Here is a 25,057-nt window from a genome sequence, read left to right on the forward strand (position 1 = left end):
ATTGACATTCGCAAATTTGTATATCTTAGGTACAAATCCTAAGACCCTTACACATTTGATTGTCAAAACTTTATTCAGTTTTCAAAGATCTACTTAGTTGCTGTTAAGCAACAACAGATATTAACTATACAGTAGTTATTAACTTAAGTCAACATCTTTTTTTAAACAGTTAAAACTTTTTTTACATTTGCTAAAACTTGTTTTACTCGTTTTAGACAACTTAAATATAATATCGCTATTTACCGATTATTGCAACCCTTTTTGCTAAAAAAATTTCATTAATTTTAACGGTACCTAAACAACATTGCTTTTTTTCGGTTATATATATGGAAGGAATAATTAAACAATCGCATTAACATCAAACGAAACCTTATTAATTACTAATCTATTTGCACTTCAATAGGTGCTTATCATGCTATCAAGGATTAATTAAATGAATTTATAAAGTTACTGGTTTTTAATTGCTAGATATTCTTTAATTAGTAAAATAAACGAAATAAACTGCTTTTTCCTTGTACTTAGCCCAATTTTAAGCTAAAATGAATCAGTATTACATTCATGGAGGAAAAATTAATCATGGCACAAAAAAAACCATATAACTCATGGGCTAGCGCTCGTCAAGTTGGTTCAGTTGACGGTAACAAAGCAAAGCGTAATGCTGAAGTTGTTGCAATTGCTCAATGGGCTAAAGGTAAGGGCGACCTTCCAGAAAAGACTACTAAGTAATTTTTGTATTACTTATATTATAAAAAAGGCTATCAAATTTTTTTACCAAAATTTGATAGCCCTTTTTTATACTTATTAATCTGTCTACGCTATGCCAAAACATATTTACCATTTAGTTGGTTTGCTTGACTAAGTTGGTAGCCCCGTTTTAAGTTAGCCAAATTAAATGGCACCACCTGATCAATCTGTACCACTACCCTTGTGGCAGCGATTAACTGTAACAACTTACTTAAATCACTACCTCGACTTTTCATAAAAACTTGTTGGGCATCTTGCAAACTAGTTTTATACCGCGTGGGATCATCAACTAAGGAGACTAATTTTCCCTTAGGCGCTAAAATTGCTAAGCTAGCTTGGAGGGTCGCACCCCCGACCGTATCTAACACATAATCAACTTGGTTAAGCACATCCTTTAAGCTTTGTTGTTGATAATCAATCACCGTCACATCCCCTAATGCTTCTAGTTGTGCTTGATGATGCTGTCGGGCCGTCGTATAAACTTTTGCCCCCCGTAAAAGAGCTAATTGAAGAGCTGTATATCCCACTGCACCAGCACCACCATGAATTAAAATCGTTTCACCGGCTTGCGGTTGCAACTGTGCATTAATCATTTGATAGGCGGTTTGTCCAGCAACTGCCTGACTTACAGCCACCGCATCACTCACCTTATCCGGTACCACCGCAAAGGCTTGGCGCCCAATAGCTACGTATTCGGCACACGCTTTTAAATGGGGGGCAGCCACAATACGATCACCTACTTTAACTTCGCGAATATCTGTTACTTCGCTCCCCACCGTGATGACTTCACCAACAATACTAGATCCAACAATTACTGGTAATGATGCGGTCCCTGCGTTACCCGCCACAAAATGCACATCATATGGTTCAACTGCCACTGCCAATCTTTTAACCAAAATCTGTTTACTCGTAATCGTTGGTGTTGGCACTTGCGCAAGGTCTAAATTAGCAAACGCGCCAAATTTCTTTAATACAATCGCTTCCATCATAACTCCTTTTATCGCTTAATAATTTGATTAGCCGCATTATCTAAATAATCCCAAACATAATCAATTGGTTGCGTTTTGAACATGTCAACTAACGACATTTGGGCCGGCGCCGTAATTTGCCCTTCTATTGCTCGATCAAAACCAATTACCTGATAAATTAATCCAAGCCGCTCTATTGCAAAATAGTGACCATCTAATTTTTGGTCAAACAATAATTCCAACATTCTTCTAATTGTTTCTAAAATCAAGTCATCAACCGTAACCTGTTCACCCTTATCTGCTAATAACTTAACTTGTGCTTTAATCGTTGCCATATCTTCTGGAATTACCCAATTATCCATACTATCCTCCACCCTACTTAATCTAACTAAACTTGTCTAACCATTCCTAATACATTTTTTGTATTTCATTGTATAATAGGTAAGATATTAAATTCTAGTAATAAATAATAGCTATATGAAATCCGAGGTATTCTGATGAAACAAACCACTGTCTCAGCTGCTCAGATGCAAGCATACGACAAATATACGACTGAAACAATTGGGATCCCAAGCACCGTGTTAATTGAACGTGCTGCTTTAACCGTAATCAATACCGTTGCCGCTGGCAGTTTCTTACTCGAAAATGTTTTAATTGTTGTCGGTACTGGCAATAACGGTGGTGATGGTCTAGCCATTGCGCGCCTCCTACATTTAAAAGGGATCAAAGTTGAGGTTTTGCTTTTAGGTGATGAGCGTAAACTATCTGCTGACAATAAGTTAGAATTAGCCATTGCCCGCAAATACCACGTTAAAATCGGCCGCACAGTTAAGGACTTCCGTGACTATACCTTAATTATTGATGCCCTCTTTGGCATCGGCCTCAAACGAGATATTACCGGTAAACTCGCCGAAGCCGTTAAAAAAATTAATGCTTCGAATCAACCCGTTGTCGCCGTTGATATTCCCTCTGGATTAGATGCTACGACTGGTAAAATTTTAGGCTCGGCCATTCGCGCCACTACGACCATCACCTTTGGTTATATAAAATCAGGTTTGGTCTCTGGGGATGCGCATAAACGGGTAGGTAAATTAGTCTTAAAAGACATTGGTATTTATGCCCCAGAAGTTTAGTCCACTTTACGATACTTAAAAAAAGGAGTTCAATCATCTTATGCACGTTGTGATTATTGGTGCGGGCCCCAGAGGTCTAATTACCGCTGAGCGCCTATTAGCACAATTTAAACAAGCAACAAAGTACCCCCAGCTAAAAATCACCATCATCGATAACACGGGACTAGGCGGCCGGGTGTGGCAACCAAATCAAAGTCGCAACCTGATTATGAATACCGTTGTTCAACAATTTGGCTTTTTTACTGATAAAACCGTTAACGGGCCCTTAGCCACCACACCTGGATACTCTTTTTATACCTGGTTAAAAGCGCTCGCACCAACCTTTATTAAGCGACATCCAGCTATTCCATTTGTCACCGAATATTATGAATTGGCACGTAACTTACAGCCCAATCAATTTGCCAGCCGTGGCTTAGTGGGCATCTATGCTCACTGGTTTTTTGAAAACCTGCAGCTTAACTTGCCGGCAAATACCCACCTCACTTTTATGAACGACACGGTTATCGACTTAACCGGAACCGAGCACTTTGACTTAACCTTACAAAATGGTGGCCCACTAACGGCAGATAAAGTCATCTTAGCTCTCGGGCATAATGATCCGCAGTTAACGACCGAACAAAAAGCCCTAATGCACCATGCCGAACAGCTAAACACGATCTATTTACCATCAATTCACCCGGGTGAAGCACCTTTGGCTACATTACCAGCTAAAGAACCCGTTTTATTACGAGGATTAGGCCTGATCTTTTTTGATTACTTGGCCCGCTTAACCATAGACCGGGGTGGTAAATTTGTTAGTGCCCCTAATCAACGTTTGAAATATCTCCCTAGTGGTAAGGAACCTCATATCATTGCCGGTTCGCGGAGTGGTTTACCATTACACGCCCGCGGCCTTAACCAAAAAGATGATTACATGCGGTATCAAGCAATTTTCTTAACACCGGAAAATGTCGCGCGTTTAGCTGATCATGACCACCATATTAGCTACCAAGCTTTTTACCACTTAGTTACGCAAGATATGCAGTATGTCTTTTATCTACGGTTGGCGCACCAAGCAAAGATCGACACACCTAAGTTGAAACAGGCCCTAGCAACCAGTACAGACCTAGCAGCAACGGCTAAAACATTTGGTCTAGATGCCGAACTTGATTTAGCTCATTATCTGAAACCGTTCGCCCCTACTACTACAAATGCTAGCTATCAAGCCCAAATGCTAACGTATTTATCAGCGGACTTAGACCAAGCACTTTTAGGTAACTACGCGGGGGCCCATGCGGCGGCTTTTGATATTTTACGTGACATTCGTGATAATATTCGTGATGTTTATGAAAACTGGTTTGACGGGGCGGCTAAAAAGCAATTCTTGACTGAATTTGCCAAAATTAATAACTTACTTTCCGTTGGACCACCCTATCACCGCATTCAACAATTAATTGCTTTAATGGAAGCGGGAATTGTCGAACTTGCGCCTAGGGACATTCAAGTAATTCCAAAGTCGGATGGTTTTATGGTTAACACGAGTATTGCAACGATTAATTATCAGGTTAAACATGTGGTGGAGGCGCGCATTGGATCAACTAATTTAGCCCACACGACTAATCAGTTAGGGCTTAACCTCTTGGAACGTGGCACGCTCAGTCTTGATCGTTACCAAATAACCGCGCAGCCACCATTCTCAAGTGGGGCCGTCACTTTTCAGCCACATACTTACCAAAGCTTAACGCGCACTGGCGCCAAATTAGCTAATCTGTATACCTTTGGCATTCCGAGTGAAGGCTATACTTGGTTTACCACCTATATTCCCCGACCAAATATTAATGATCGTGGTTTTAGAGATGTCACTGAACTAGCCTATCACGTGCTTAATTAACCCGCATTTACGCACAGCCACACGTAACGAATAACTTAAGGCTCTGTTTTAAACCAAAAATGAAGCTTAAGGCCAGCGATGCGGATAAAATACCTAAAAAATTAGGCATAAAATCATAAAAAATAAGGACCGCTAAATGAAATTTCACCCTTCATTTAACGATCCTTTTTGTTAACCGCATAACGCACAGCCAGTTTCAAAAGTGGCAAGGCACTGAACTTTACTTAATGCCATAACCATTTATTTAAAAGTTGCACCTTTAAATCATAAATATCCGTACGGGTAAAATCTTGCGGTCCGTGATGCGCACCTTTAAGCCATTGCCATGCCACATGACTTTGGGGCATTTTCTGTAAAGCCGCCACAGCTAAATTTTGACTTTGTAAAATGGGCACAACTTGATCAGCCGTCCCCGCTAATAGTAACATTGGCGGCATTGTAGCTGTTAGGTAATTAGCAGGATTATACTTTTCTACTAAATGCGTAACATCACTGGGTGCTATCTTACCAAATAACTGCCCTTCAAATGAACTCGCCGTCCCCGTTTCACTAAACTTGGGAGTTAAGCCTAAAACTTTAAACTGGGCACTAAAAGTGTCAAACTGATACGGACCGTATGCCGCAATTACCGCAGCTACGCGATCATCTACCGTTAAATCCGGACCAAAATCAGCCATCATTGTTCGCACACTAGCTGTCGCAGCTGTTAGCACCGCTAAATGTGCCCCCGATGATTCGCCACTTAAAATAATTTTGGTTGGGTCAAACTGATATGTTTGCGCATGCGCGCGCACCCACCGGATAACCGCTTTTAATTCATAAATTTGCGTTGGAAACGGGGCTTGCCAAATCAATGAATAATTAGGACTAATTACTACGTACCCGGCCGCTGTCAGTGCCAAGGAATTTTGGAGTTTATACGAACTCTTTGCACCAAAATATAAACCACCACCATAAACATCAATAATTACCGGGTATGTTTCACGTGAAACAGATGGATAATAAATATCTAACGTATGTCGTTCACCGGTCATATAGGGGATGTCTAATATCTTTTTCGTAATCATTTTCGCATCAACTGGGCTAAAGTGTGGTGCTCTTTCAATAAATTTCATTGGTTTTTCCTCACAATCCTAATATTAATTATAGCAACTTTACCATTTTTGTTTTACTTTACGTGCAACTTAGCACCCTTTTTTGTTAAACTAAAAGTAAATTTGTGGTGAAGCGAGGCAACTTATGTATAAACGTTTTACGTTACCCCAAATCTTAACTTGGGGCTTTTTTGGTATTATTTTTTTAGGGACGCTCTTATTATTACTCCCGATTGCCACAACTCATGGGCAACACACCGATGTTATGACCGCCCTGTTCACAGCCACGTCAGCCACCTGTATTACCGGACTGACGTTAGTTGATACTGCCAATCATTGGACTATTTTTGGCCAAATCATTCTCTTAATTTTAATTGAAATTGGGGCGTTAGGGTTCATGTCGTTTACCGTGCTGTTGTACACCCTAACGAACCGCGAAATGAAACTAACCACGCGCCTATTGGTTAAAGATTCGCTTAATCTAGCTAATTTAGCTGATACGCGCACCGTCATGACTTATGTCATCAGTCTCTCACTAGCTATTCAAGTTTTAGGTGCACTACTTTTATTACCAGTTTTTGTTCCTAAATTTGGCTGGCTAAGTGGCACTTACTATAGTCTGTGCCATGCAATTTCATCATTTGGTAATGCCGGCTTTGTCTTTTTTCCGGGTGATTTTAAAATTTTTGCCGATAATACCTATATGCTCTTAGTAACGAGTGTTTTGATTATTGCCGGGGGCCTAGGCTTTTTGGTTTGGCGCGATATCCTATTATATCGGCAAACACACCGTGTCTCACTGCATACCAAAATTGCGATGGGTACCTCCGGTATTTTAATTATGCTTGCCTTCCTAACTTTTTTTGTTACCGAATGGCAGTTACCCCTTTTAAATCATCAAAATTGGTGGCATCGTTTAGTTGATACGTTATTTTTAGCGATTACACCACGTACGGCTGGCTTTGCCATTTTGCCCTATGCTAAGCTATCGTTAGCTGGAATTGCGTTTACGATGCTTTTAATGTTTATCGGAGGGACACCGGGCTCCACTGCTGGGGGCATCAAAACTACAACCTTGGGACTCTTAACCCTCCAGACTTGGGCGGCATTGCGCGGTAAAACTGATGTGACTTTAGGTAATCGCCGGTTTAGCCAGGATAATATTAACCGGGCACTGATGTTGACTTTTATCTCTGCCGTCTTTTTAGTGGTCACGACCCTCTTACTATCATTAACGGAAACTGTGCCACGCCACTTTGGGATAGAATACATTGCCTTTGAAGTCTTTGCTGCCTTTAGTACGGCTGGCCTCTCCTTAGGCTTGACACCGCACTTAACCACCTTTGGCCAGATTTTAATTATGCTAGTTATGTTTGTTGGTCGTGTCGGCGTCTTCACCGTGATGTTTTCCGTCTTAAACGTCCATAATCGGCCGGCTGCTTTCCGCTATCCACAAGAAAATATTTTAATTGGTTAAATTAACTACCTTGAAAGGACTATTATTATGAAACAAACGTTTGCAATCATTGGCCTCGGTCGATTTGGTGGCAGTCTCTTAAAAAAGCTAGCGAGTGCTCACCAAGACGTGTTAGGGATCGATTGTGATGAAGAATTGGTCGAAGATTACATGGCGTTCGCCACCCATACCGCAATTGCTGATGGCCAAGATGAAGATGCCTTGCGGGCGTTAGATATCGCGAGTTTTGATCATGTCATTATCGCGATTGGCCATAATATTCAAGCCAGCATTTTGACAACCATTCTCGTCAAAGACCTTGGTGCCAAGCACATCGTCGCCAAAGCAGAAACGACAACACATGCCAAAGTTCTCGCGCGGATTGGCGCTGATATGATCGTCCACCCTGAAGCTGAAATGGGACGACGCGTGGCCCACCAATTGATGACACCTAATATTTTAAATTATATCGACTTAACTAAGGACTATAGTCTCGCGGAAATTCGCATCACAAACACGGCTTTAGCTAATAAATCTTTGAGTGCCATTGATTTTCGCAATAAATATCGCCTAAATGTGATTGCGGTTCGCCATAGTAGTGATAATATTAAAATCACGCCGCAACCCGATGAAGTGATCCACCTCGATGACGTACTCTCCGTTATCGGTAAAAATCGGGATGTCGATGCTTTTGATGCCGAAAACAGCGACTAATTTAGGATTTATTTAGTAATTAATGCAATTAACGTATGCTATAATTATGATTAAATGAAAATTAAGGTGGCATAATAAAGGATGAAAACTTTTAAAAGTATTATGGGCTGGATTATACCAATTGTTTTAGGTTTAGCCATTGCCCTATTAATTAAACAGTTTTTGGTATCACAAGTCAAAGTTGACGGGACCTCAATGCAACCCAACTTACAAAATACGGAACGCGTTTGGATTGTTAAACCTGCGACAATTCATCGGGGGAGTGTCATTGTTTTTGATGCCAAGGGTGAAGATCCGACCGCAACGGTGTCCAAGGACTATGTCAAGCGCGTAATCGGTTTATCCGGTGATACCGTTTCTAATGAGAATGGTGTTCTAAAGGTCAACGGTAAAGTGGTTAACCAAAGCTTTATTAGTAAGAGTCAACGAACTAGTGGTACGCAAAACTGGAGTAGTTTAAGAGCTTTAGGGACTAGTCAAAACTGGCAACGAACCGTCAGTGTTAAGGTACCTAAGGGGCAATACTTTGTGTTGGGTGACCACCGAAGTGTTTCAAATGATAGCCGGTATTGGGGCTTTGTCAATAAGTCAAAAGTGCTAGGAGTCGTCAAGGTAACCTTCTGGCATAGTAACCCGGCTAAGGATAATATTAATAAACAGTGGCAACACTTTTTTAAATAAATAGAGTGTGACAAGCACCGGGAAAACTACGAGTACTAAGCATTAGCTTTGTCGTGACTGTCAAGTCACAAAAAGGTAGGCTTAGGTGAGGAGTTTGGTGCTTGGAACACGTTTCCCTCACGACAAGCACTGGGAAAACTACGAGCACTAAGCATTAACTTTGTCGCGGAGTAGCAGTAAAAAGGCTGTCGGTAAGCAATTTAAAAATTGCTTACCGACAGCCTTTTTACTGCTATTCACCTAGTTGTTGCCAAGTGTTCGCCAATTCCGTCAGTAAATTAATTACATCTGTCAATTGCGCCGTGGTTTTATTAACATTCGCATCAACTAATGTCTGGTACATAAACTCATACAAAGCAATTAGTTGTTGGCCTAATTCAGGTGCAACCTCTTCATTCACCGCATACCGTAATTCCATGATGATGTCTTGGGCTTTCACTAAATTAACATGAACTTTCGCGGGATCATCATTTTCGGCAGCCATCTGGGCCATTTTAATCGCTTTGATGGCACCAGCATACAACATACTAATTAATTTATTGGGGGTCGCACTAAGGACCTCCGTTGCTAAATAATTGTTTTTCATTTTTTGATAATTCATAATTTCCCTCTATCAAGTAACCTTAATACGTCATTTCAATTAAACTAGCTTGTGGCTGATACTGTAAGTAATTCGCCATGGTACCACGCTTATCATTTGATAAGGCTTTAATTTGGTGGCGCACTTTTTGTCGTTGGTGCTTAATACTACTAATGAGATTTTGATAGCCCCGGACAATCTGCTCTGCTAACTGTTGTTCAACCGGTGTTAGATGTCGTAAATCTTGCTGGGCTAATCCGTTTAATTCCGCTTGTGTGGTCGCCAATAAAGTGGCAATCACGGCTGGTTCAGTCGGTAATGTCTGCAAGTGCGCAGCTAACTGGGCTAGTTGCTGCTGTTTAATCGTTGTGACCATTAATTACCTCCTTAACTGCTACTACTACTCAATTGACTCTTAAAGTAACTTAACTGTGATTGAGCATTCATCATATAAGTATCCAGGTTGGTAAACATTGATACATACTGTTCTTTCTTCAGGGCCAACATCGTATCAAAATCATCGATTTGACTATTTAAATCTTTAATCGTTGAATCAAACGTAGCCGTTTTAGTGGGAATAATTCCCTTACTAGTAACCGAGTTGGTTAGATACTTATTAGCTAAATCACGTAAACCGACTGAATAGCCTTGTTCATTACTAGCAACACCGGCTGCATCTTTAGTACCTTGATAAAAGAAATCTTTAACAGCAGTCGGATTATCGGTTAATGCTTTGGTCAACTTATCAGTATCTAAGCCAATTGTGCCATCTTTATCAACTTGTGAAATCCCCACTTGATTAGCATTCAAGCTACTACCACTAACAAATGTTTGGGTAATCATACTTCGTAGACTTTCCTGCAGATTAATTAAATCATTATCACCACTTAAGGCACCGACCGTATTGCCACTCTTACTAGGATCACCGACATCTAAGTCATCATTAATTAAACTCATCATACTATTATATTGATTAACAACGTCGTTAACAGCTGCCACTGTTTTACTATTATTATTTGCTAAGGTCAACGTCGTATGGCTATAGGTCGTGGCTTGTGTCGTACTATCGGTACTACTAGCACTAACCCCTTTTAACGTAATCGTGGCACCATCTAAGACATCAGTTATCGTATTGGAATCCCGACTAATGTCTAGCCCGTCGAGTTGCAACAGTGCTGTTTGGCCTGTTGTAGTCGTTGCCTGGCTTAAACCAAGGGCAGAGCTCGCACTACCACTGGCACTAATAGTTTGGGCCCCAAATGTCTTATTTGTAAGAACTAGCCGATTATCAATAATGTTAGCACTAATATTAGAAGTACTAGTTCCTTTGTTAATTTTAGCGGCAATGCTCACTAACGTATCATCGGCCGTAATATCATAATCAAATGTTTTGGCCGTACCACTACTGTCTTTGACACTGCTAGTCAACGTTAAGGTTCCAGTAGTGTTAAGGGCCGTTTTACTGTTAGTAACGGCCACGCGACTACCGGTGATTTTCGTAGCGGTGGCTAATTGTTTAACAACTAAGTCATAGGTCCCTTCACTCGCATCGGTGCTGCCCGTAATCGTGGCCGTATTACTATCACTACTAGTTGCCGTTTTGGTATGGTATGTCGCAATGTCTTGAAGGGCATTGACCTTCGTTAAAAAATTATTCAAGCGGGTGGTTACATCACCCCAAGCCGTTTTTTTACTGGTATAATCAGTCACTTGGTTTTGGAGTAATGTCTTACCAGTTGCATCAGCTGCTAATAATTGATCAATGTCATCAGAGGTAATCCCTGAATATTGACCAAGGGCACTACTGATACCAGATGAACTTGTAATCGTTGCCATATCTTTTATCCTTTCCTATCAACGGCGATTCCCATTTGATCCCAGATTTTACCGATAATATCGAGCATTTTGGCTGAGGGAATCTCTTTTAAAACTTTGTTAGTCTGCATATCGACTAATTGAACGTATGTGCGACCGGTGCGTTGATGTAAGCGATACTTTAATTTAACATCCCGACCTAATAATTCAGCATTTATTTTATTAATTTCTGTATTTAAACTTAATGGCGGCTTTGTGGTAGACTGCTTAGCCACACTCGTCGCTGATGACTGAGCTGGGTGTTCGTGCCCCGCAAACTGTGAGTCAGCTTGAGCCATGCCTAGTGGTTCACTGGCAACGGGTTGGACGGGCAAAACGGCTGGGGTTGGGGTAACCCGGATCTTTGCGTAATCATAATCAAGTGACATCAGATTAAACCTCCATTAACTAATAATGCCTGTAACAGTGAAAATTAGCGACACTTCATTGCTTAACTATGTATGCAACAAAAACCGACCCGTTGGAATCGGCTTTTGTCATGAAATCATTCATTTAAAAATTAACCTTGGAGCAAGCTCAAAACACTGTTAGGCATAGCATTGGCTTGCGCTAACATTGACGTTGCAGCTTGTGACAAGATGTTTGACTTAGTGAAGCTCATCATTTCTGAAGCCATATCCACATCACGAATCCGTGAGTTAGCTTCTGACAAGTTTGTATTAGTGGTCGTTAAGTTGTTGATAGTGTGCGTCAACCGGTTTTGGGCAGCCCCTAAACCAGCCCGTTGATCAGAAACTTGCTTAATCGCCGCATCAATTTTAGTGATCGGATCAGCTGGATCTTGGAAATTTGATTTTGCTTTATCATATCTTGCTTGTGCATCAACAACAGCTTGCTTTAATTCTGCTGCAGTCATTGAACTAGTATTATCAATATCCCCGTCAGCATTATACTTTGTTATCTTATCAGTATCAAAACCGTTATCAGAGTTATTATTTTTAGTAGTGTAACTGTCCTTAGCTTTTCCGTATAATGTTTGTGCGCTAGTAATTGCAGTTGCTAAGTCATTACCATTTTTTGATGTTGGATCTGAAGTAGCTTTTGTATCTACATTCCCTTCAGTATCATACTTTGTTGCCGTATCAGCCTTAAAGTTATCGTCACTACTGTATTGACTAGCCAAAGAAATGTCATTGATACCTAAAGACTTTGAACTCATAGAATTAATTGTAACGCTCATTGTTTGGCCAGAATTAGCTCCTATTTGAAAGGTAAAGCTATTCCCTGAAGCCTTGCCACCAGTATTGCTCAGTAAATTCATACCGTTAAATTGGGTTGTAGTACTGATTCGATCAATTTCACTTGATAATTGACCATATTCTTTTTGAATGGCTGAACGGTCATCATTAGTTAAAGTCCCATTGGCTGATTGCACGGCCAAGTCACGCATCCGACCAAGGATTGAGTGAGTTTCATTCAAGGCTCCTTCAGCCGTTTGAATTAATGAAATCCCATCTTGGGCATTCCGCTTAGCTTGGGTTAACCCCCCAATTTGGCCCTTCATTTTTTCAGAAATGGCTAAACCGGCGGCGTCATCCCCAGCCTTGTTAATCCGTAAACCAGATGATAATTTAGCTAATGAATCTGACTTTGATGTATTAGCAGCTGTCAAGTTAGCATAAGTGTTCATGGCAGCAACGTTAGTATTAATACGCATATTTTCTTCCTCCAATAGGATCTTTTTTTACTGAGGTTTGCCTCATGCTATATATATCGACATGTTAGTTATACTATTTAATACTTTTAATACTTTTTATTTTCCATTAATTTATCACATTGCTTAACAAATTTTTGGGCAAGTTTTTGCAACTCCCAAATTGGCTTATTTTTTAAAAAGTCATCATTCTTCATAGCTTCAATAATTTTTTTTACTAGTTTTTCATAATTTAATTCATAGGCTTGTACACATTCATTTAATGTTCGTCTTAATTGACTATTATATTTAGCTTGATTATTCGGCTTATTCTTAGTTTCTCGAACAGCCATAGCCGTCAACATCCCACAAAAATCATCATTAGCTATTTCAAGATTATTTAATGATAGAATATGATAGCGATACCTAATTAATTCAACCCATGTATCTAAACTTTGTGCAAAAAATTTCCCCGTATTTCGTGTAATTGAATTCGAATTCCATAACCACATATAAACAACAACTTGATGATGAAATATATCAGTTGCTAATAAACAGGCTGTTCCTACAAAATATGTATCTTCAAATATACGCAATTTGGGATGCCAAGTTAATTGAATGCTGTCTAAATATGATCGATTAAACCACTTACCCCAAGCAAATATCTTATTATCTTGATAACTTCGTATGCGATATCTAAACTGATTATCACTATTTTTAAATTGTTCCATTGCATCACAAGCGATAATTTGATGATTCCCAGTTTGTTGTACTACATTAAAAAATTCAAATAACGCTCCACAATACTGTAATTGGTCATCTGCATCCATAAACATAATATATTCTGAATCAGAATGATCCATCCCATACTGTCTAGCAACACCCGGACCACCAGATAATGTTAATTCATAATATTTAATATCGACATTTTCAAACCAACTTAAAAAATTGTCCGGATTATCCAACCGATTCCCTGCATCACAAACCAATACTACCTCTATTCGACTTAAATCAATCCCAATTTGATTGTTAATTGATGATAATACTATTTTTAGCGTTTTTTCCGTTTCATTATGATACGGAATAATAATACTTACTAATTTTTTGTCATTACTTTTTCCTATCTTATTTTAATAAAAAAGGAGCAGTTCGCTTACCACTCCTTAGTTTTGACCATTTCTTATGTTTTACTGTAAATAATCCAAAATTGTTGTCTGCATAATCTTTGTCCCCATTGCTAGGGTACTAAGATAGGCCGTCATCTGATTTTGATATTGCATGTAAGTTTGGGCCACATCGACATTTTGAACATCAGACTTATCTTGCGATAGTGATAAATTTTGGCTAGTATTTAACGAAGCAGAGGCTTGTAGGCGATTTTCAATTGCCCCGATATTAGTCCGAGCATTGACGATACTATTCGTAAAATTATCCAAATCAGCTAGTAAGCCATTACTAAAATTATTTTGTGCTTGGTCCGGTGTTAATTGACTAGTTGTTCCATTACTATCTATAGTTGTAGCTTTATTATTAATAACTGTATTTAAATTCGTCATTAATTTACCAATGTAATCGTTCAAATCACTGGCACTAGTGTACGTTCCATTAGTCGTAGTTGTCGAAGCCCCATTGTTCGTTGGTTGCATTAATTGGCTACCATTCGTTGCCAAGTCAAGGTTGACCCCCTCTGAGATTTCCCGCGTTAAGTTACTATTACTACCAGCATAACTTAAACCGGTTATCTCACCATTAGCATCTTTGGTTAAACTAAACGGTTTCGTATCAGTACTTTGCCCAGCAAAGACATACCGATCGCCATAACTGGTATTTAACGCATCGACCATTGTTGAAAGTGACGCACTGATTTCATCTTTATTAGCTTGGACTTCATCCGCACTGTTAGTCCCATTGGCTGATGATTGAATTAAAGACCGGATCCGCGTTAAGGCGGTGCTGACACTACTTAAGGCAGAGTCTTGTGTTTGCGTCCATGACTGACTATCACTAATCGTATTCCCATACGTTTTGTTCTGGGCTAATGCTTTAGTATAGTCCATGATTTTAGCGGCTGCTAATGGATCATCTGATGACTTACTAACGGCCTTACCACTTGATAGCTTATGCATCGTATCTTGCACCGTGCTCGCATTTAAATTTAAATTATTAATAAAATCGCCATAAACGACGCTATTTGCAATACGCATAATTAATTAAACCCCCGTGCGATTGATTAAAGTATCCAACATCTCTGACACCACCGAAATAATGCGGGCATTGGCTTGAAATCCTTGTTGGAACCGAATGACATCTGACATTTCTTCGTTAATTGAAACCCCTGAAACGGCTTCATTTTTGTATTCTAATTGATTTAAAAGGGCTAATTGGGCAGAACTTTTATTATCTGCTTGCTGTTTGACAATCCCATTTTGCGTCACCATTGTATTGTAGTGATCACTAAAAGTCAGTCCTTCATCATCTTTAGTATTAGCTAACCGGGCAATATTAAAGGCTAAGGTCCCATCCCCAGCTGGGCTAGTACTATCGGCACCAACTTTTAGCGTTTGCGCATTATTAACTAAATCGGCATTAACCTTTAAATTTTGCGCATAGTCATAGTTCGCATCATAGGTTGTAAATTTAGAACTAGCATCAGTCTTCCCCGGTAGCGTATAAAATTGTTGTTGCCCATTACTTGGGGCTAGCGCACTATTAATCTGCTTACCAATTTGATACGCTAAATCATTTAACTGCCCCCGGCGGGTAGCAATATCACCCATCGCAGCTTGTAGCCCTTTAATCTGGCCATCACTACCTACGGGTCCTGTCGCTTGCCCACTAGCATCAACTAGGACGACTTGGCCAACTTGGGTATTAGTCGTCGCTAACGCAGTCGTTGTATTGACATCGCTCGTTGCCGCATAGACGTTGTCTGCATCTTTAACGACGGCCATGGTCAAAGGCTGCTTGGTTGGATCACTACCATCAAGAACTGTTTGCCCACTCAAAGTAACCGTAGCACGGCCATTAGCATCAAAAGTAGCGCCAATATCTGTAATACCTGATAAGTCTTTTAATAATGTATCTCGCCGATCAAGTAAATCATTTGGTGAAGTCCCACCGACACTAGCAGTAAAAATTTGTTTATTAACATCAGCAAGCTGACTGATTTTACTATTAAAATCCAGAGCGTTTTTCGTGATTGACGTCAACGTATTATCACTCAGTTTATCCATGTTATTAGCTAGCTGGTTAATTGAGTTCGTCAAAGTACTCGAGTTTTGGACCACCAAAGTTTTAGCGGTCGCCATGTCGGGATTATTCGCCAAATTTGTCCAATTATCAAACATTGTATTCATTTGACTAATAACTCCATTATTCGATGGCTCATTAAATAATGATTCTAATTGTCCAAGGACGTCTGATTTTTGGGTGTAATTATTATACGTTCCATTAGCTGTCCGGACTTGACTTTGAACAAACGAGTCGACAATTCGGTCAACACTGCTAGCCTTTACGCCCGTCCCAATTTCCCCCACACCGGCCATATGGTAGGGTAACTGGGTCTCTAAATGAACCCGTTGCCGTGAATAGCCGTCGGTATTAGTATTAGCGATATTGTGACTTGAAGTTTGTAATGCCAATTCATTGGCGCTCATCCCCCCAGTCGCTGTTCCTAGCGTTCCAAATAATGACATAAATTACTCCTTACACTTCCCGATCAACTAGCATCGTTTGTACTGGTTGCGCTGGTTGTTTATATTTTGAATACGTTCCACTGGCGGGTTGCATATTATTTTTAATGGTCGTCATTAACATATTTTGATAGCTCATCGCTTGTTGGGTTAATAACAAATTTTCCGCTTGTTGGGTTTGAATCTCGCTGATTAACTGTTGCATCGTTGGCGTTATAGCCGCTTGATACTGTTCAAAAACAGCCACAAAGGTTTCCTTTTGACTAACGATGGCAGCTAATTTAGCCGTTTGATTTTTAATTAAGATTGTTTTTTCTTTACGAAGAATCCGTAAAAACCGGCGTAAATGGTTTTCAAATTCTTTTGCTAACATAGTTATTTACCTTTTTGATTCCTAATTTCATTCATCATCTTACCAGCAATGGCTTTAGCATCAATTTGGTAAGAACCGTCTTTAATAGCGGCTTTTAGGGCAGCTACTTTAGCCGTATCAACTGCTTCGGCTTGCTTACTTTGATCAATTTTTTGTGCTGTTGCCGATAAATCTACTTCATCAGTCGCCTTATTGCTTACTTGGGCCGCCGTTGTTTTTTTAGTATTTTCAGCTTGGTTTTGGTTATCAATTTTAAATTGTTCTTTATTATATTCAGTAAATGCTCGATTTATTTTCATTTTTATTCTCCACTTCGTTAAAATCATTTAACGTCTCATATTATATTATCGACAGTTTGTAACAAAATTAAAGTAAAAAATACAAAAAGAGTGCGACAATCCTCGGTTGAAATACACTGAACAAAAAAACACATGCTAATTATTAATTAACATGCGCTATTTTGGCTTGTACTGCTTAAAGTTACTATTTACCTAAATTTTACTTGATCTTAAATTTACGACTAATCTCACGTAAACCATCGGCAACATTCCGTAAATCAGCCACATTATTGGTAAATTCATCCATTGTCGCAAGAACTTCTTCTGAATTGGCTGAAACTTCTTCTGTCCCAGCAGCATTTTCCTCCGTTGATGCGGAAATATTTGCTAAATTACTAATAACTTGCTCTTGAATTTTTTCAATTCGGCCACTTGCTTCATTGACCTGCGCTATTTTCTCAATTAATTGCTGACTGTGGGTAAAGACTGCATTAGAACTAGCTAACGCCTCATTAATTAATTGTGATTGTTTTTCACCACCCGCAACCGAGGCTGAAGTTTGGGCCACCATTGCTGCTGATTTATCCCGAATTTGACTGATAATAGTTTCAATTTCCTTGGTAGACGTTTTACTTTGTTCTGCCAATTTACGAATTTCAGCCGCCACAACAGCAAAGCCTTGTCCCGCTTCCCCAGCACTTGCAGCTTCAATTGAAGCATTTAGGGCTAATAAATTAGTTTGACGTGAAATATCATTAATCACTCCAATAATCTTATTAATATTTTGGATATCATTATTCATATCTTCCATACTTTGCATCAATTGAGTCATTTTTAAAATTTCAGCTTGCCAATTCGTATTAACATTCGTTGTTAAATCAATATTATCCTGATTTAATTTACCCGCGGCCGCCGTTTGGTCATTCATCTGGGCCATGTTTTGATGTAATTCTTCAGTTACATGGGCTAATTGTTGGACTTGTTCGACACTTTTTTCAGTTTCTTGCGCCTGACTACCTGTCACTTCGGCAATCCCAGTAATTGTTTGGGCGACTTCTTCGGTTGCTGAATTTGTTTGTTTAGATAATTCAAGTAAGTCATCACTCCCCTTAGCGACATGGTTACTTTGCTGTTGGACTTCTTTAATCAAAGCACCAATTGAATCAATCATGTCATTGTAATCAGCAGCTAGTTGGCTTAATTCATGCCCATTTGCTTTAGGTAAAATCGTCATAGTCGCTACTTGATCCAATTTAGATTCGTAATGATCAAGAGGTCCAATTTTTTCTAAGACACCATCACCAACTTGTTCAAAATGTTTTTTAAAGTGCGCCAAAACTTGACGGATAAAGCGGGTTAACCCGATTGCATAGAGAATTACAATAATCAACATGATAATTGCCACAATTATAAAAGCCTTAACTAGCCCAGATAATTCCTGTTTGAATTCACTCTGAGCAACGCGCGCAAAACTCCACGTTGTACTATTTTGACCATCTTTATTATAGTAAATTTCATTAGTTCGATTATCACCCTTTAACCGAATAATTCCTTGCAAATTTTTAGCATTTTTCAGTGCTTTGAACACACGGTCATTACTAATATTTTTACCATCACGATACGCTTTTTGCGTCTTAGTACCAATTGATGCAACTACCGTTCCTTGATTAGTAACTAATGTTGCTGACCCTGTCCGTCCAACTTTTAGCGCCTTGGCAATTCTAACCACAGCATTATATGAAACATCAATTGATAAGATACCTTTTTGATGCCGCTTATTTTCGACAACCATTGATACCGTTGTTATTAATTCATTTGTGTCAGCATCACGATAGGTTGCGGTCCAAACTGGTTGACCGCCTTGTTGCATTGCTGCTTGATACCATTCCCGATTTCTTGGATCATAGCCAGCTGGTAAAGGTGATGTGGATACAATCTTACCATTGGTGCGCGCAAAACTTACATATCTAAAGTCAACATCCCCAGCTTTTTTTAACGCTAACAATGTTGTTTTAATATTCTTCATTTGAAAATTTTTACCCTTAAAAACTGCTAAATTAGCCATTTCTGTTAGTTCTGTTTGCGTTTTATCGCGCAAATTATTTTTAGCCTGCAGCATGACATTCACCGCACTATGCTTATCAACATTTACGCGATCATATAACAAACTACGGGTTGTACCATATGAACTAAGTAACATGACAATCATGGGCACTAATGCCGTACCCAATAGGGTTACCATAATTACCCAACCAATACTCTTCTTGTTTTGCTTCATGATATACTCCCTAAAAATAATTTAGTAATTTATCTTTCCACCTATTTAATCAATCATTCTCTAAATTTTATATCGGTAATGTTTATATTTTTTTAATATATTCATGAATAAAATATCCAGCTCATAGCCTTAATTAGTTATGTCAGGCTACATTTTCGCGATTTTTCAAACACCAAATGGTGCTAGCAATCCACCAAAAAACGCATGCTAATTATTAATTAACATGCGCTATTTATGGATTTGCTTAGTGCTCGTATTTTAATTGGTCGTGGTCGGACTCTGTTTTGAAACATGTTCCAACCACCAAAACTTTCCGCCTAACCTAAAATTACTCATACCGTAAACCACGCTATCTCGTAATTTCTAGTTGGTGCTCAAGTTCTCCCGTGGTTGTCGCACTCTGTTTTGAAACGTGTTCCAAGCAAAAAATCATTCTCTTAAGCTTAATTTTTTGGCAGCCTAGCGGCTACTGCTAAAATTAGTGCTTAATGCTCATGTTTTAAACGTTGCTTGTCGCACTCTGTTATTTTTCTAATTTAAACTTACTTGCGAGGCCTTTTAGCTTAGCTGCCACATCCCGTAAATCAGATACATTATTAGTAAATTCGTCCATGGTTGCAAGGACTTCTTCTGAATTAGCTGATACTTCTTCTGTACCAGCCGCATTTTCTTCTGTCGAAGCTGAGATATTCTCGAGATTCTCCAACACTACGTTTTGAATATCTTCAATTCGTTTACTTGCTGCTTCCACTTCTTGAATCCCAGCAATCATTTCTGAACTACGATCAAAGACTTCTTGTGATGATTCCAAGGCACGTTTAATTAAGTTCGTTTGCTTTTCACCACCCGCCACTGAGGCTGAAGTTTGTTCAACCATTTGGGTTGATTTATCACGAATCTGCCCGATTATTGTTTCAATTTCCTTGGTTGAGTCCTTACTTTGTTCGGCAAGTTTACGAATTTCAGCCGCCACGACCGCAAAGCCTTTACCAGATTCACCCGCACTCGCTGCTTCAATCGAAGCATTCAATGCTAACAAATTAGTTTGCCGTGAAATATCATTGATAACACCGATAATCTTATTAATGTTTTGAATATCACTATTCATATCTTCAACACTGTGCATTAGTGCTTCCATTTTGGCTAGTTCGGCTTGCCAATTTGTATCAACATCCGTTGTCACCGTAATATTTTCGTTATTTAACTCGGCAGCTTCTTGCGAACGGTTACTCATGGTTTCGACATTATCGCGTAATTCCGCCACCACATTAGCAAGTTGTTGTACTTGATCGACGCTCTTTTCCGTTTCTTGAGCTTGACTACCTGTCACTTCTGCAATTCCCGTAATTGTTTGCGCTACTTCTTCAGTGGCTGTATTTGTTTGTTTTGAAAGATCAAGTAAGTCATCACTACCTTTAGCGACATTATTACTTTCAGTTTGCACATTTTCAATCAAACCACCCACGGCATCAATCATTTTATTGTATTGGACGGATAATTCATTCAGTTCGTGGCCATTTTCAATCGGCGCCATCGTCCGAGCCACTATATTATCTAGACTACCACGGACTTTAGCTACTGGTTTAACTCGTTGTAATTTACCAGCACCAATTTGTTCAAAGTGTTTCGTAAGATGTGCCACAAATGTGCGAACAAACTTAACAATTAAACCAGCATACAAGAACATACCGACTAACATGATGATGGCAACAATGGCAAAGGTCTTTAATAGACTATTTAACTCGGTATTAATTTCATTAGGGGCAACTTGAGCAAAGGCCCAACTTTTACTATTTTGACCACCCTTATCAAAGTAAACCTCACCAACTCGAGCAACACCTTTAGGTCTAATTACACCAGACTGTTTATTACTAGCAGCAATTTGTTTATAAATTGCCGAGTTAGCAATACTTTGCCCATCTTTATACACGATGTTCCCTGTCTTACCCTCAGATGAAATTACGGTTCCAGTACTAGTAACTAACGTTGTTGAACCAGTCCGCCCAATCTTTAAGGCTTTAACAACTTTATCGATCGTATTGTATGAAATATCGAGTTCTAATACCCCTATCTGATTTGCTTTATTACGCACCACCATTGAAACTGTTGTAACTAATTTACCAGTGATTTTATCTTTATGTGCTGGCATCCACACCGCTGTTCCATTTGCGATAACCGCATTTTTATACCATGGCCGCACCCGCGCATCAAAATTAGCTGACACATCATCAGTAGAAGCCATTTTACCGTTTGAATTTGCAAACGATAGTGTTAATAAATCAACATCCCCATCAGCTTTTATCCCATTTAAAGTAGTTTTTATTGCTTTCATATCATATTTATTACCCTTAAATATTGCTAAATTAGCAATGTTACCCAATTCTTTTTCAGTTTTGGTTAACATATTATTTTTAGCTGCTAAAATTACTGATGTGGCACTTTGTTTATCGATATTAACTCGCTCATACATTAAACTCCGCATGCTTGCGTAGGAACTAATTAACATTACTATCATCGGAACAATAGCAATTGCTAATAGCGACGTAACAATTATTTTATTAATACTTTTTTTCCTCATACTAGGTTGAACTCTTTGATTCATTATTATCTCCTCAATATATCAAAATTGGTTTCTCTAACATACTATCGGTAGCCTATCTTTTTTATTTAGGATATTTTTACAAGTTTTATGCATTAATTAACGGTAAAATTACATTAAAAATTTAATTTTATACATTATTCAAAAAACACGACAAATTTAAAACGCTTACTTAAGCTTTTAAATAACTTTATTTTTTCTTATTTAAATTATAAAAAAGCAATACTACTTACTACTAAAATTTATTTTTTATCTTAGTTAATCTGAATAAATGGACTTAATTTTTATAAATAATTATGCTATGCCAAAAAAGTGGTCAATTTGAAAATAATTAACCACTTTTTTGTATATAGTTTTTGACACTTAAGAATTAAGCTAATTTTAATATTTCTAATAATTAACTATCATCATTCAAACATTTAATTATTTATATTTTTTTGATAATATACGCTATTTTTCTAGCTTAAATCTTTCAGTTAATCCTTTTAATTTAGCCGCTATATCTCGTAATTCAGATACATTATTGGTAAATTCATCCATGGTTGCCAGAACTTCTTCTGAATTAGCTGATACTTCTTCTGTGCCAGCGGCATTTTCTTGGGTTGAAGCCGAAACATTTTCTAAGTTTTCTAGTACTACATTTTGGATTTGTTCAATCTGCTTACTTGCTGTTTCAACAGCTGTGATTCCTGCAACCATTTCTGCACTGCGTTCAAAGATTTCTTGTGATGATTCCAAGGCACGTTTAATTAAGTTCGTTTGCTTTTCACCACCCGCCACTGAGGCTGAGGTTTGTTCAACCATTTGCGTTGATTTATCACGAATTTGGCTAATAATATTTTCAATTTCTTTCGTTGAATCCTTGCTTTGTTCCGCCAATTTACGAATTTCAGCGGCTACCACTGCAAAGCCTTTACCAGATTCGCCAGCACTCGCTGCTTCGATTGACGCATTCAAGGCTAATAAATTAGTTTGCCGTGAAATATCATTAATCACCCCGATAATTTTATTGATATTTTGAATATCGTTATTCATATCATCAACACTGTGCATCAAGGCTTTCATTTTAACAATTTCAGCTTGCCAATTATTATCAACATCTGTCGTAATTGTAATATTTTCGTTATTTAAGGCTGATGACTCTTGGCTCTTAACATTCATTGCATCAACATTAGTTCTTAATTCATTAACTACCGTTGCTAATTGTTGAACTTGTTCAACACTCTTTTCAGTTTCTTGGGCTTGGCTACCGGTAACTTCTGCAATCCCTGTAATTGTTTGGGCCACTTCTTCAGTCGCTGTATTAGTTTGTTTAGCTAATTCTAAAAGATCATCGCTGCCTTGCGCAACGTTATCACTTTCAGTTTGCACTACTTCGATTAAATTACCAACCGAATCAATCATCTTATTGTATTGGACTGACAATTCATTTAATTCATGCCCATTTTCAGTTGGTGTAACCACCCATTCAACTAAGTTTTGCATATCACCACGTTGCGTTTTAACAACTGGTTTTACTTTTTGTAAATTACCATTTCCAATTTGCTCGAAATGTTTAGTAAAATGCGCAACTAAATTTCGGACAAATTTTACTAATGACAATGAGAAAATAATAATAATAATCAACATAACTATTGCAACTATTGCAAAGGATTCTAGTAGACCATATAATTCCCTATTAATTTCATCCCGATCAACCCGGGCAAATGACCAAGTTACACTGGTTGGTGATGATTTATCAAAATAAATCTCACTAATTCGGCCTTGACCCTTAATTTTAACAATACCATGGATTTTATTACTACTTGAAATAGCCTTAAAAATTTTAGTATTCGCAATATCTTGACCATCTCGATATACTAATTTTTTGCGGGCCCCTTCTGAAGCAATCACTAAACCTTGTCTAGTTACTAAGGTTGCACTTCCAGTTCGGCCAATATTAATTGACTTAATTATAGGATTAATACTGTTATACGAGACATCAACGGCCAATACTCCTACTTGATTATTAGCATTCCGGACAACTAATGATGCTGTAGTCACAAAACGACCTGTCGCAGCATCTTGATAGGCTGGTGTCCAATAAATGCCATTATTTTGACTTATTGCCCCCTTATACCATTCTCTAGTCAAAGGCGAGTAGCCAGTTGGTAATTTAGCATTGGCCACCATTTTACCACTCGTCGTCCCAAAGCCCAGATTAATAATATCAACATCCCCCTCAGCTTTTATATAATCTAAGGTCCGCTTAATTTCCTTCATGTTGTAGTTTTTATTTTTAAATATTTGTAAAGCTGCTATGCGTTTAATTTCTTTTTCAGTTGTTGTTCTTAAATTATTTTTTGCAGCTAAAACAACTGACGTGGCACTTTGTTTGTCAATATTTACTCGATCGTATAGTAATCCGCGTGTTGTTGTATAAGAACTTATCAGCATTACAATCATTGGTATAATCGATAATCCTAACAAAGTTATTATAATTACTTTGGCAATACTTTTCCGCTTTCCGTACTCCATTAAATTTACTCCTCAATCATTTCTCTTAGTTTTCATACCAATATTTAATCGGTAACTTTAATAAACGGTTTAAACAATTACCGTTATTATGTTATAAATAATTTATTAATACAGTTTTATGTATAGAATGCGACAATTACCGTTAAAACTACGAGCACTAAGCAAATAATTTGTAGTGGCTTGGAAAGTCGCAAAAATTATAGCTTAGGTGAGTAGTTTGGTGGTTGGAGCACGTTTAATCAGAGTGCGACAATTACCGTTAAAACTACGAGCACTAAGCAAATAATTTGTAGTGGCTTGGAAAGTCGCAAAAATTATAGCTTAGGTGAGTAGTTTGGTGGTTGGAGCACGTTTAATCAGAGCGCGACTACCACTGTTTAAACTACGAGCATATTTAACCAAACAATACGGTTGTGACATAACTATTTATGTTAGGCTAAATTCCGTAAAACCATGTTTTAAAAGTCAAAAAAATACCGAAAATTTCAATAACAAGTTAGCCACTTGGACAAAATAAATTGAATCCAAGTGATATCAGTATTTGAAGTTTATAAATATGTCTTTAAGCGCCA

General features: G+C 38.4%; 22 protein-coding genes. 6 read left to right on the forward strand and 16 right to left on the reverse strand.

Annotated elements, in window-relative coordinates:
• The first annotated feature begins 576 nt into the window (after nt 1-576).
• Complete coding sequence (locus tag JOC59_RS07340; protein WP_205144151.1) at nt 577-726, forward strand: hypothetical protein; 150 nt, start codon at nt 577-579, stop codon at nt 724-726.
• 89 nt (nt 727-815) lie between these two features.
• On the opposite strand, the gene JOC59_RS07345 is transcribed toward JOC59_RS07340, so the two are convergent.
• Together JOC59_RS07345 and JOC59_RS07350 are read right to left on the reverse strand one after the other, a co-directional pair.
• Nucleotides 816-1,733 carry an NADP-dependent oxidoreductase gene (locus JOC59_RS07345; RefSeq protein ID WP_205144152.1) on the reverse strand — a complete coding sequence of 306 codons (918 nt, stop codon included), beginning with the start codon at nt 1,731-1,733 and terminating at the stop codon, nt 816-818.
• Nucleotides 1,734-1,741: 8 nt separating this feature from the next.
• Nucleotides 1,742-2,074, reverse strand: coding sequence for a hypothetical protein (locus JOC59_RS07350; protein ID WP_205144153.1), 333 nt, complete (start codon nt 2,072-2,074; stop codon nt 1,742-1,744).
• A 135-nt stretch (nt 2,075-2,209) separates the two neighbouring features.
• Here JOC59_RS07350 and JOC59_RS07355 point away from each other — a divergent pair, with 135 nt between their 5' ends.
• Together JOC59_RS07355 and JOC59_RS07360 are read left to right on the forward strand one after the other, a co-directional pair.
• Nucleotides 2,210-2,845, forward strand: coding sequence for an NAD(P)H-hydrate epimerase (locus JOC59_RS07355; protein WP_205144154.1), 636 nt, complete (start codon nt 2,210-2,212; stop codon nt 2,843-2,845).
• 40 nt (nt 2,846-2,885) lie between these two features.
• Complete coding sequence (locus tag JOC59_RS07360; RefSeq protein WP_205144155.1) at nt 2,886-4,715, forward strand: FAD/NAD(P)-binding protein; 1,830 nt, start codon at nt 2,886-2,888, stop codon at nt 4,713-4,715.
• A gap of 224 nt (nt 4,716-4,939) precedes the next feature.
• On the opposite strand, the gene JOC59_RS07365 is transcribed toward JOC59_RS07360, so the two are convergent.
• Nucleotides 4,940-5,830, reverse strand: coding sequence for an alpha/beta hydrolase family protein (locus JOC59_RS07365; protein ID WP_205144156.1), 891 nt, complete (start codon nt 5,828-5,830; stop codon nt 4,940-4,942).
• Between the two features lie 124 nt (nt 5,831-5,954).
• On the opposite strand from JOC59_RS07365, the gene JOC59_RS07370 reads away from it, so the two are divergent.
• From JOC59_RS07370 to lepB, 3 genes are all read left to right on the forward strand, one after another.
• The gene (locus JOC59_RS07370; RefSeq protein WP_205144157.1) at nt 5,955-7,286 is read left to right on the forward strand and encodes a TrkH family potassium uptake protein; all 1,332 of its coding nucleotides are present in this window, start codon (nt 5,955-5,957) and stop codon (nt 7,284-7,286) included.
• Between the two features lie 27 nt (nt 7,287-7,313).
• Nucleotides 7,314-7,979 carry a potassium channel family protein gene (locus JOC59_RS07375; protein WP_205144158.1) on the forward strand — a complete coding sequence of 222 codons (666 nt, stop codon included), beginning with the start codon at nt 7,314-7,316 and terminating at the stop codon, nt 7,977-7,979.
• An 81-nt stretch (nt 7,980-8,060) separates the two neighbouring features.
• Entirely contained in the window at nt 8,061-8,660 is a 600-nt protein-coding gene (gene lepB, locus JOC59_RS07380) for a signal peptidase I (protein WP_205144159.1), read from the forward strand.
• Between the two features lie 232 nt (nt 8,661-8,892).
• Here the strand turns inward: lepB and fliS are convergent, their stop codons facing one another.
• From fliS to JOC59_RS07445, 13 genes are all read right to left on the reverse strand, one after another.
• Nucleotides 8,893-9,261 carry a flagellar export chaperone FliS gene (gene fliS / locus JOC59_RS07385; RefSeq protein ID WP_205144160.1) on the reverse strand — a complete coding sequence of 123 codons (369 nt, stop codon included), beginning with the start codon at nt 9,259-9,261 and terminating at the stop codon, nt 8,893-8,895.
• 22 nt (nt 9,262-9,283) lie between these two features.
• Entirely contained in the window at nt 9,284-9,616 is a 333-nt protein-coding gene (locus tag JOC59_RS07390) for a hypothetical protein (RefSeq protein ID WP_205144161.1), read from the reverse strand.
• 11 nt (nt 9,617-9,627) lie between these two features.
• Nucleotides 9,628-11,076: a flagellar filament capping protein FliD gene (fliD, locus tag JOC59_RS07395; RefSeq protein WP_205144162.1), complete on the reverse strand. Its 1,449-nt coding sequence runs from the start codon at nt 11,074-11,076 to the stop codon at nt 9,628-9,630.
• A gap of 5 nt (nt 11,077-11,081) precedes the next feature.
• On the reverse strand, nt 11,082-11,483 hold the full coding sequence (locus JOC59_RS07400; RefSeq protein ID WP_205144163.1) for a flagellar protein FlaG: 402 nt from the start codon (nt 11,481-11,483) through the stop codon (nt 11,082-11,084).
• Nucleotides 11,484-11,614: 131 nt separating this feature from the next.
• Nucleotides 11,615-12,772, reverse strand: a complete 1,158-nt coding sequence (locus JOC59_RS07405) for a flagellin N-terminal helical domain-containing protein (protein ID WP_205144164.1) — start codon at nt 12,770-12,772, stop codon at nt 11,615-11,617.
• Nucleotides 12,773-12,858: 86 nt separating this feature from the next.
• Nucleotides 12,859-13,872, reverse strand: coding sequence for a glycosyltransferase (locus JOC59_RS07410; protein ID WP_205144170.1), 1,014 nt, complete (start codon nt 13,870-13,872; stop codon nt 12,859-12,861).
• 63 nt (nt 13,873-13,935) lie between these two features.
• On the reverse strand, nt 13,936-14,952 hold the full coding sequence (gene flgL, locus JOC59_RS07415) for a flagellar hook-associated protein FlgL (protein ID WP_205144165.1): 1,017 nt from the start codon (nt 14,950-14,952) through the stop codon (nt 13,936-13,938).
• 6 nt (nt 14,953-14,958) lie between these two features.
• Nucleotides 14,959-16,443, reverse strand: a complete 1,485-nt coding sequence (flgK, locus tag JOC59_RS07420; RefSeq protein ID WP_205144166.1) for a flagellar hook-associated protein FlgK — start codon at nt 16,441-16,443, stop codon at nt 14,959-14,961.
• A gap of 10 nt (nt 16,444-16,453) precedes the next feature.
• On the reverse strand, nt 16,454-16,813 hold the full coding sequence (locus JOC59_RS07425; RefSeq protein ID WP_205144167.1) for a hypothetical protein: 360 nt from the start codon (nt 16,811-16,813) through the stop codon (nt 16,454-16,456).
• A 2-nt stretch (nt 16,814-16,815) separates the two neighbouring features.
• On the reverse strand, nt 16,816-17,112 hold the full coding sequence (gene flgM, locus JOC59_RS07430; protein ID WP_205144168.1) for a flagellar biosynthesis anti-sigma factor FlgM: 297 nt from the start codon (nt 17,110-17,112) through the stop codon (nt 16,816-16,818).
• A 199-nt stretch (nt 17,113-17,311) separates the two neighbouring features.
• On the reverse strand, nt 17,312-19,369 hold the full coding sequence (locus JOC59_RS07435) for a methyl-accepting chemotaxis protein (protein WP_239517064.1): 2,058 nt from the start codon (nt 19,367-19,369) through the stop codon (nt 17,312-17,314).
• 523 nt (nt 19,370-19,892) lie between these two features.
• Nucleotides 19,893-21,971, reverse strand: a complete 2,079-nt coding sequence (locus JOC59_RS07440; protein WP_239517065.1) for a methyl-accepting chemotaxis protein — start codon at nt 21,969-21,971, stop codon at nt 19,893-19,895.
• Nucleotides 21,972-22,418: 447 nt separating this feature from the next.
• Nucleotides 22,419-24,485 (reverse strand): methyl-accepting chemotaxis protein, encoded by a 2,067-nt coding sequence (locus JOC59_RS07445; protein WP_205144169.1) that lies wholly within the window; start codon nt 24,483-24,485, stop codon nt 22,419-22,421.
• Between the last annotated feature and the right edge of the window lie 572 nt (nt 24,486-25,057).

The sequence above is a fragment of the Periweissella beninensis genome (assembly GCF_016908275.1).
Taxonomy (GTDB): domain Bacteria; phylum Bacillota; class Bacilli; order Lactobacillales; family Lactobacillaceae; genus Periweissella; species Periweissella beninensis.

Coding starts and splice junctions, on each gene's coding strand:
- JOC59_RS07370 (WP_205144157.1), top strand. CDS start 5,955: ATGTATAAACGTTTTACGTTACCCCAAATCTTAACTTGGGGCTTTTTT.
- flgK (WP_205144166.1), bottom strand. CDS start 16,443: ATGTCATTATTTGGAACGCTAGGAACAGCGACTGGGGGGATGAGCGCC.
- flgL (WP_205144165.1), bottom strand. CDS start 14,952: ATGCGTATTGCAAATAGCGTCGTTTATGGCGATTTTATTAATAATTTA.
- JOC59_RS07340 (WP_205144151.1), top strand. CDS start 577: ATGGCACAAAAAAAACCATATAACTCATGGGCTAGCGCTCGTCAAGTT.
- JOC59_RS07365 (WP_205144156.1), bottom strand. CDS start 5,830: ATGAAATTTATTGAAAGAGCACCACACTTTAGCCCAGTTGATGCGAAA.
- JOC59_RS07445 (WP_205144169.1), bottom strand. CDS start 24,485: ATGGAGTACGGAAAGCGGAAAAGTATTGCCAAAGTAATTATAATAACT.
- lepB (WP_205144159.1), top strand. CDS start 8,061: ATGAAAACTTTTAAAAGTATTATGGGCTGGATTATACCAATTGTTTTA.
- JOC59_RS07435 (WP_239517064.1), bottom strand. CDS start 19,369: ATGAAGCAAAACAAGAAGAGTATTGGTTGGGTAATTATGGTAACCCTA.
- flgM (WP_205144168.1), bottom strand. CDS start 17,112: ATGAAAATAAATCGAGCATTTACTGAATATAATAAAGAACAATTTAAA.
- fliD (WP_205144162.1), bottom strand. CDS start 11,076: ATGGCAACGATTACAAGTTCATCTGGTATCAGTAGTGCCCTTGGTCAA.
- fliS (WP_205144160.1), bottom strand. CDS start 9,261: ATGAATTATCAAAAAATGAAAAACAATTATTTAGCAACGGAGGTCCTT.
- JOC59_RS07400 (WP_205144163.1), bottom strand. CDS start 11,483: ATGTCACTTGATTATGATTACGCAAAGATCCGGGTTACCCCAACCCCA.
- JOC59_RS07425 (WP_205144167.1), bottom strand. CDS start 16,813: ATGTTAGCAAAAGAATTTGAAAACCATTTACGCCGGTTTTTACGGATT.
- JOC59_RS07350 (WP_205144153.1), bottom strand. CDS start 2,074: ATGGATAATTGGGTAATTCCAGAAGATATGGCAACGATTAAAGCACAA.
- JOC59_RS07375 (WP_205144158.1), top strand. CDS start 7,314: ATGAAACAAACGTTTGCAATCATTGGCCTCGGTCGATTTGGTGGCAGT.
- JOC59_RS07390 (WP_205144161.1), bottom strand. CDS start 9,616: ATGGTCACAACGATTAAACAGCAGCAACTAGCCCAGTTAGCTGCGCAC.
- JOC59_RS07355 (WP_205144154.1), top strand. CDS start 2,210: ATGAAACAAACCACTGTCTCAGCTGCTCAGATGCAAGCATACGACAAA.
- JOC59_RS07440 (WP_239517065.1), bottom strand. CDS start 21,971: ATGAATCAAAGAGTTCAACCTAGTATGAGGAAAAAAAGTATTAATAAA.
- JOC59_RS07360 (WP_205144155.1), top strand. CDS start 2,886: ATGCACGTTGTGATTATTGGTGCGGGCCCCAGAGGTCTAATTACCGCT.
- JOC59_RS07405 (WP_205144164.1), bottom strand. CDS start 12,772: ATGCGTATTAATACTAACGTTGCTGCCATGAACACTTATGCTAACTTG.
- JOC59_RS07345 (WP_205144152.1), bottom strand. CDS start 1,733: ATGATGGAAGCGATTGTATTAAAGAAATTTGGCGCGTTTGCTAATTTA.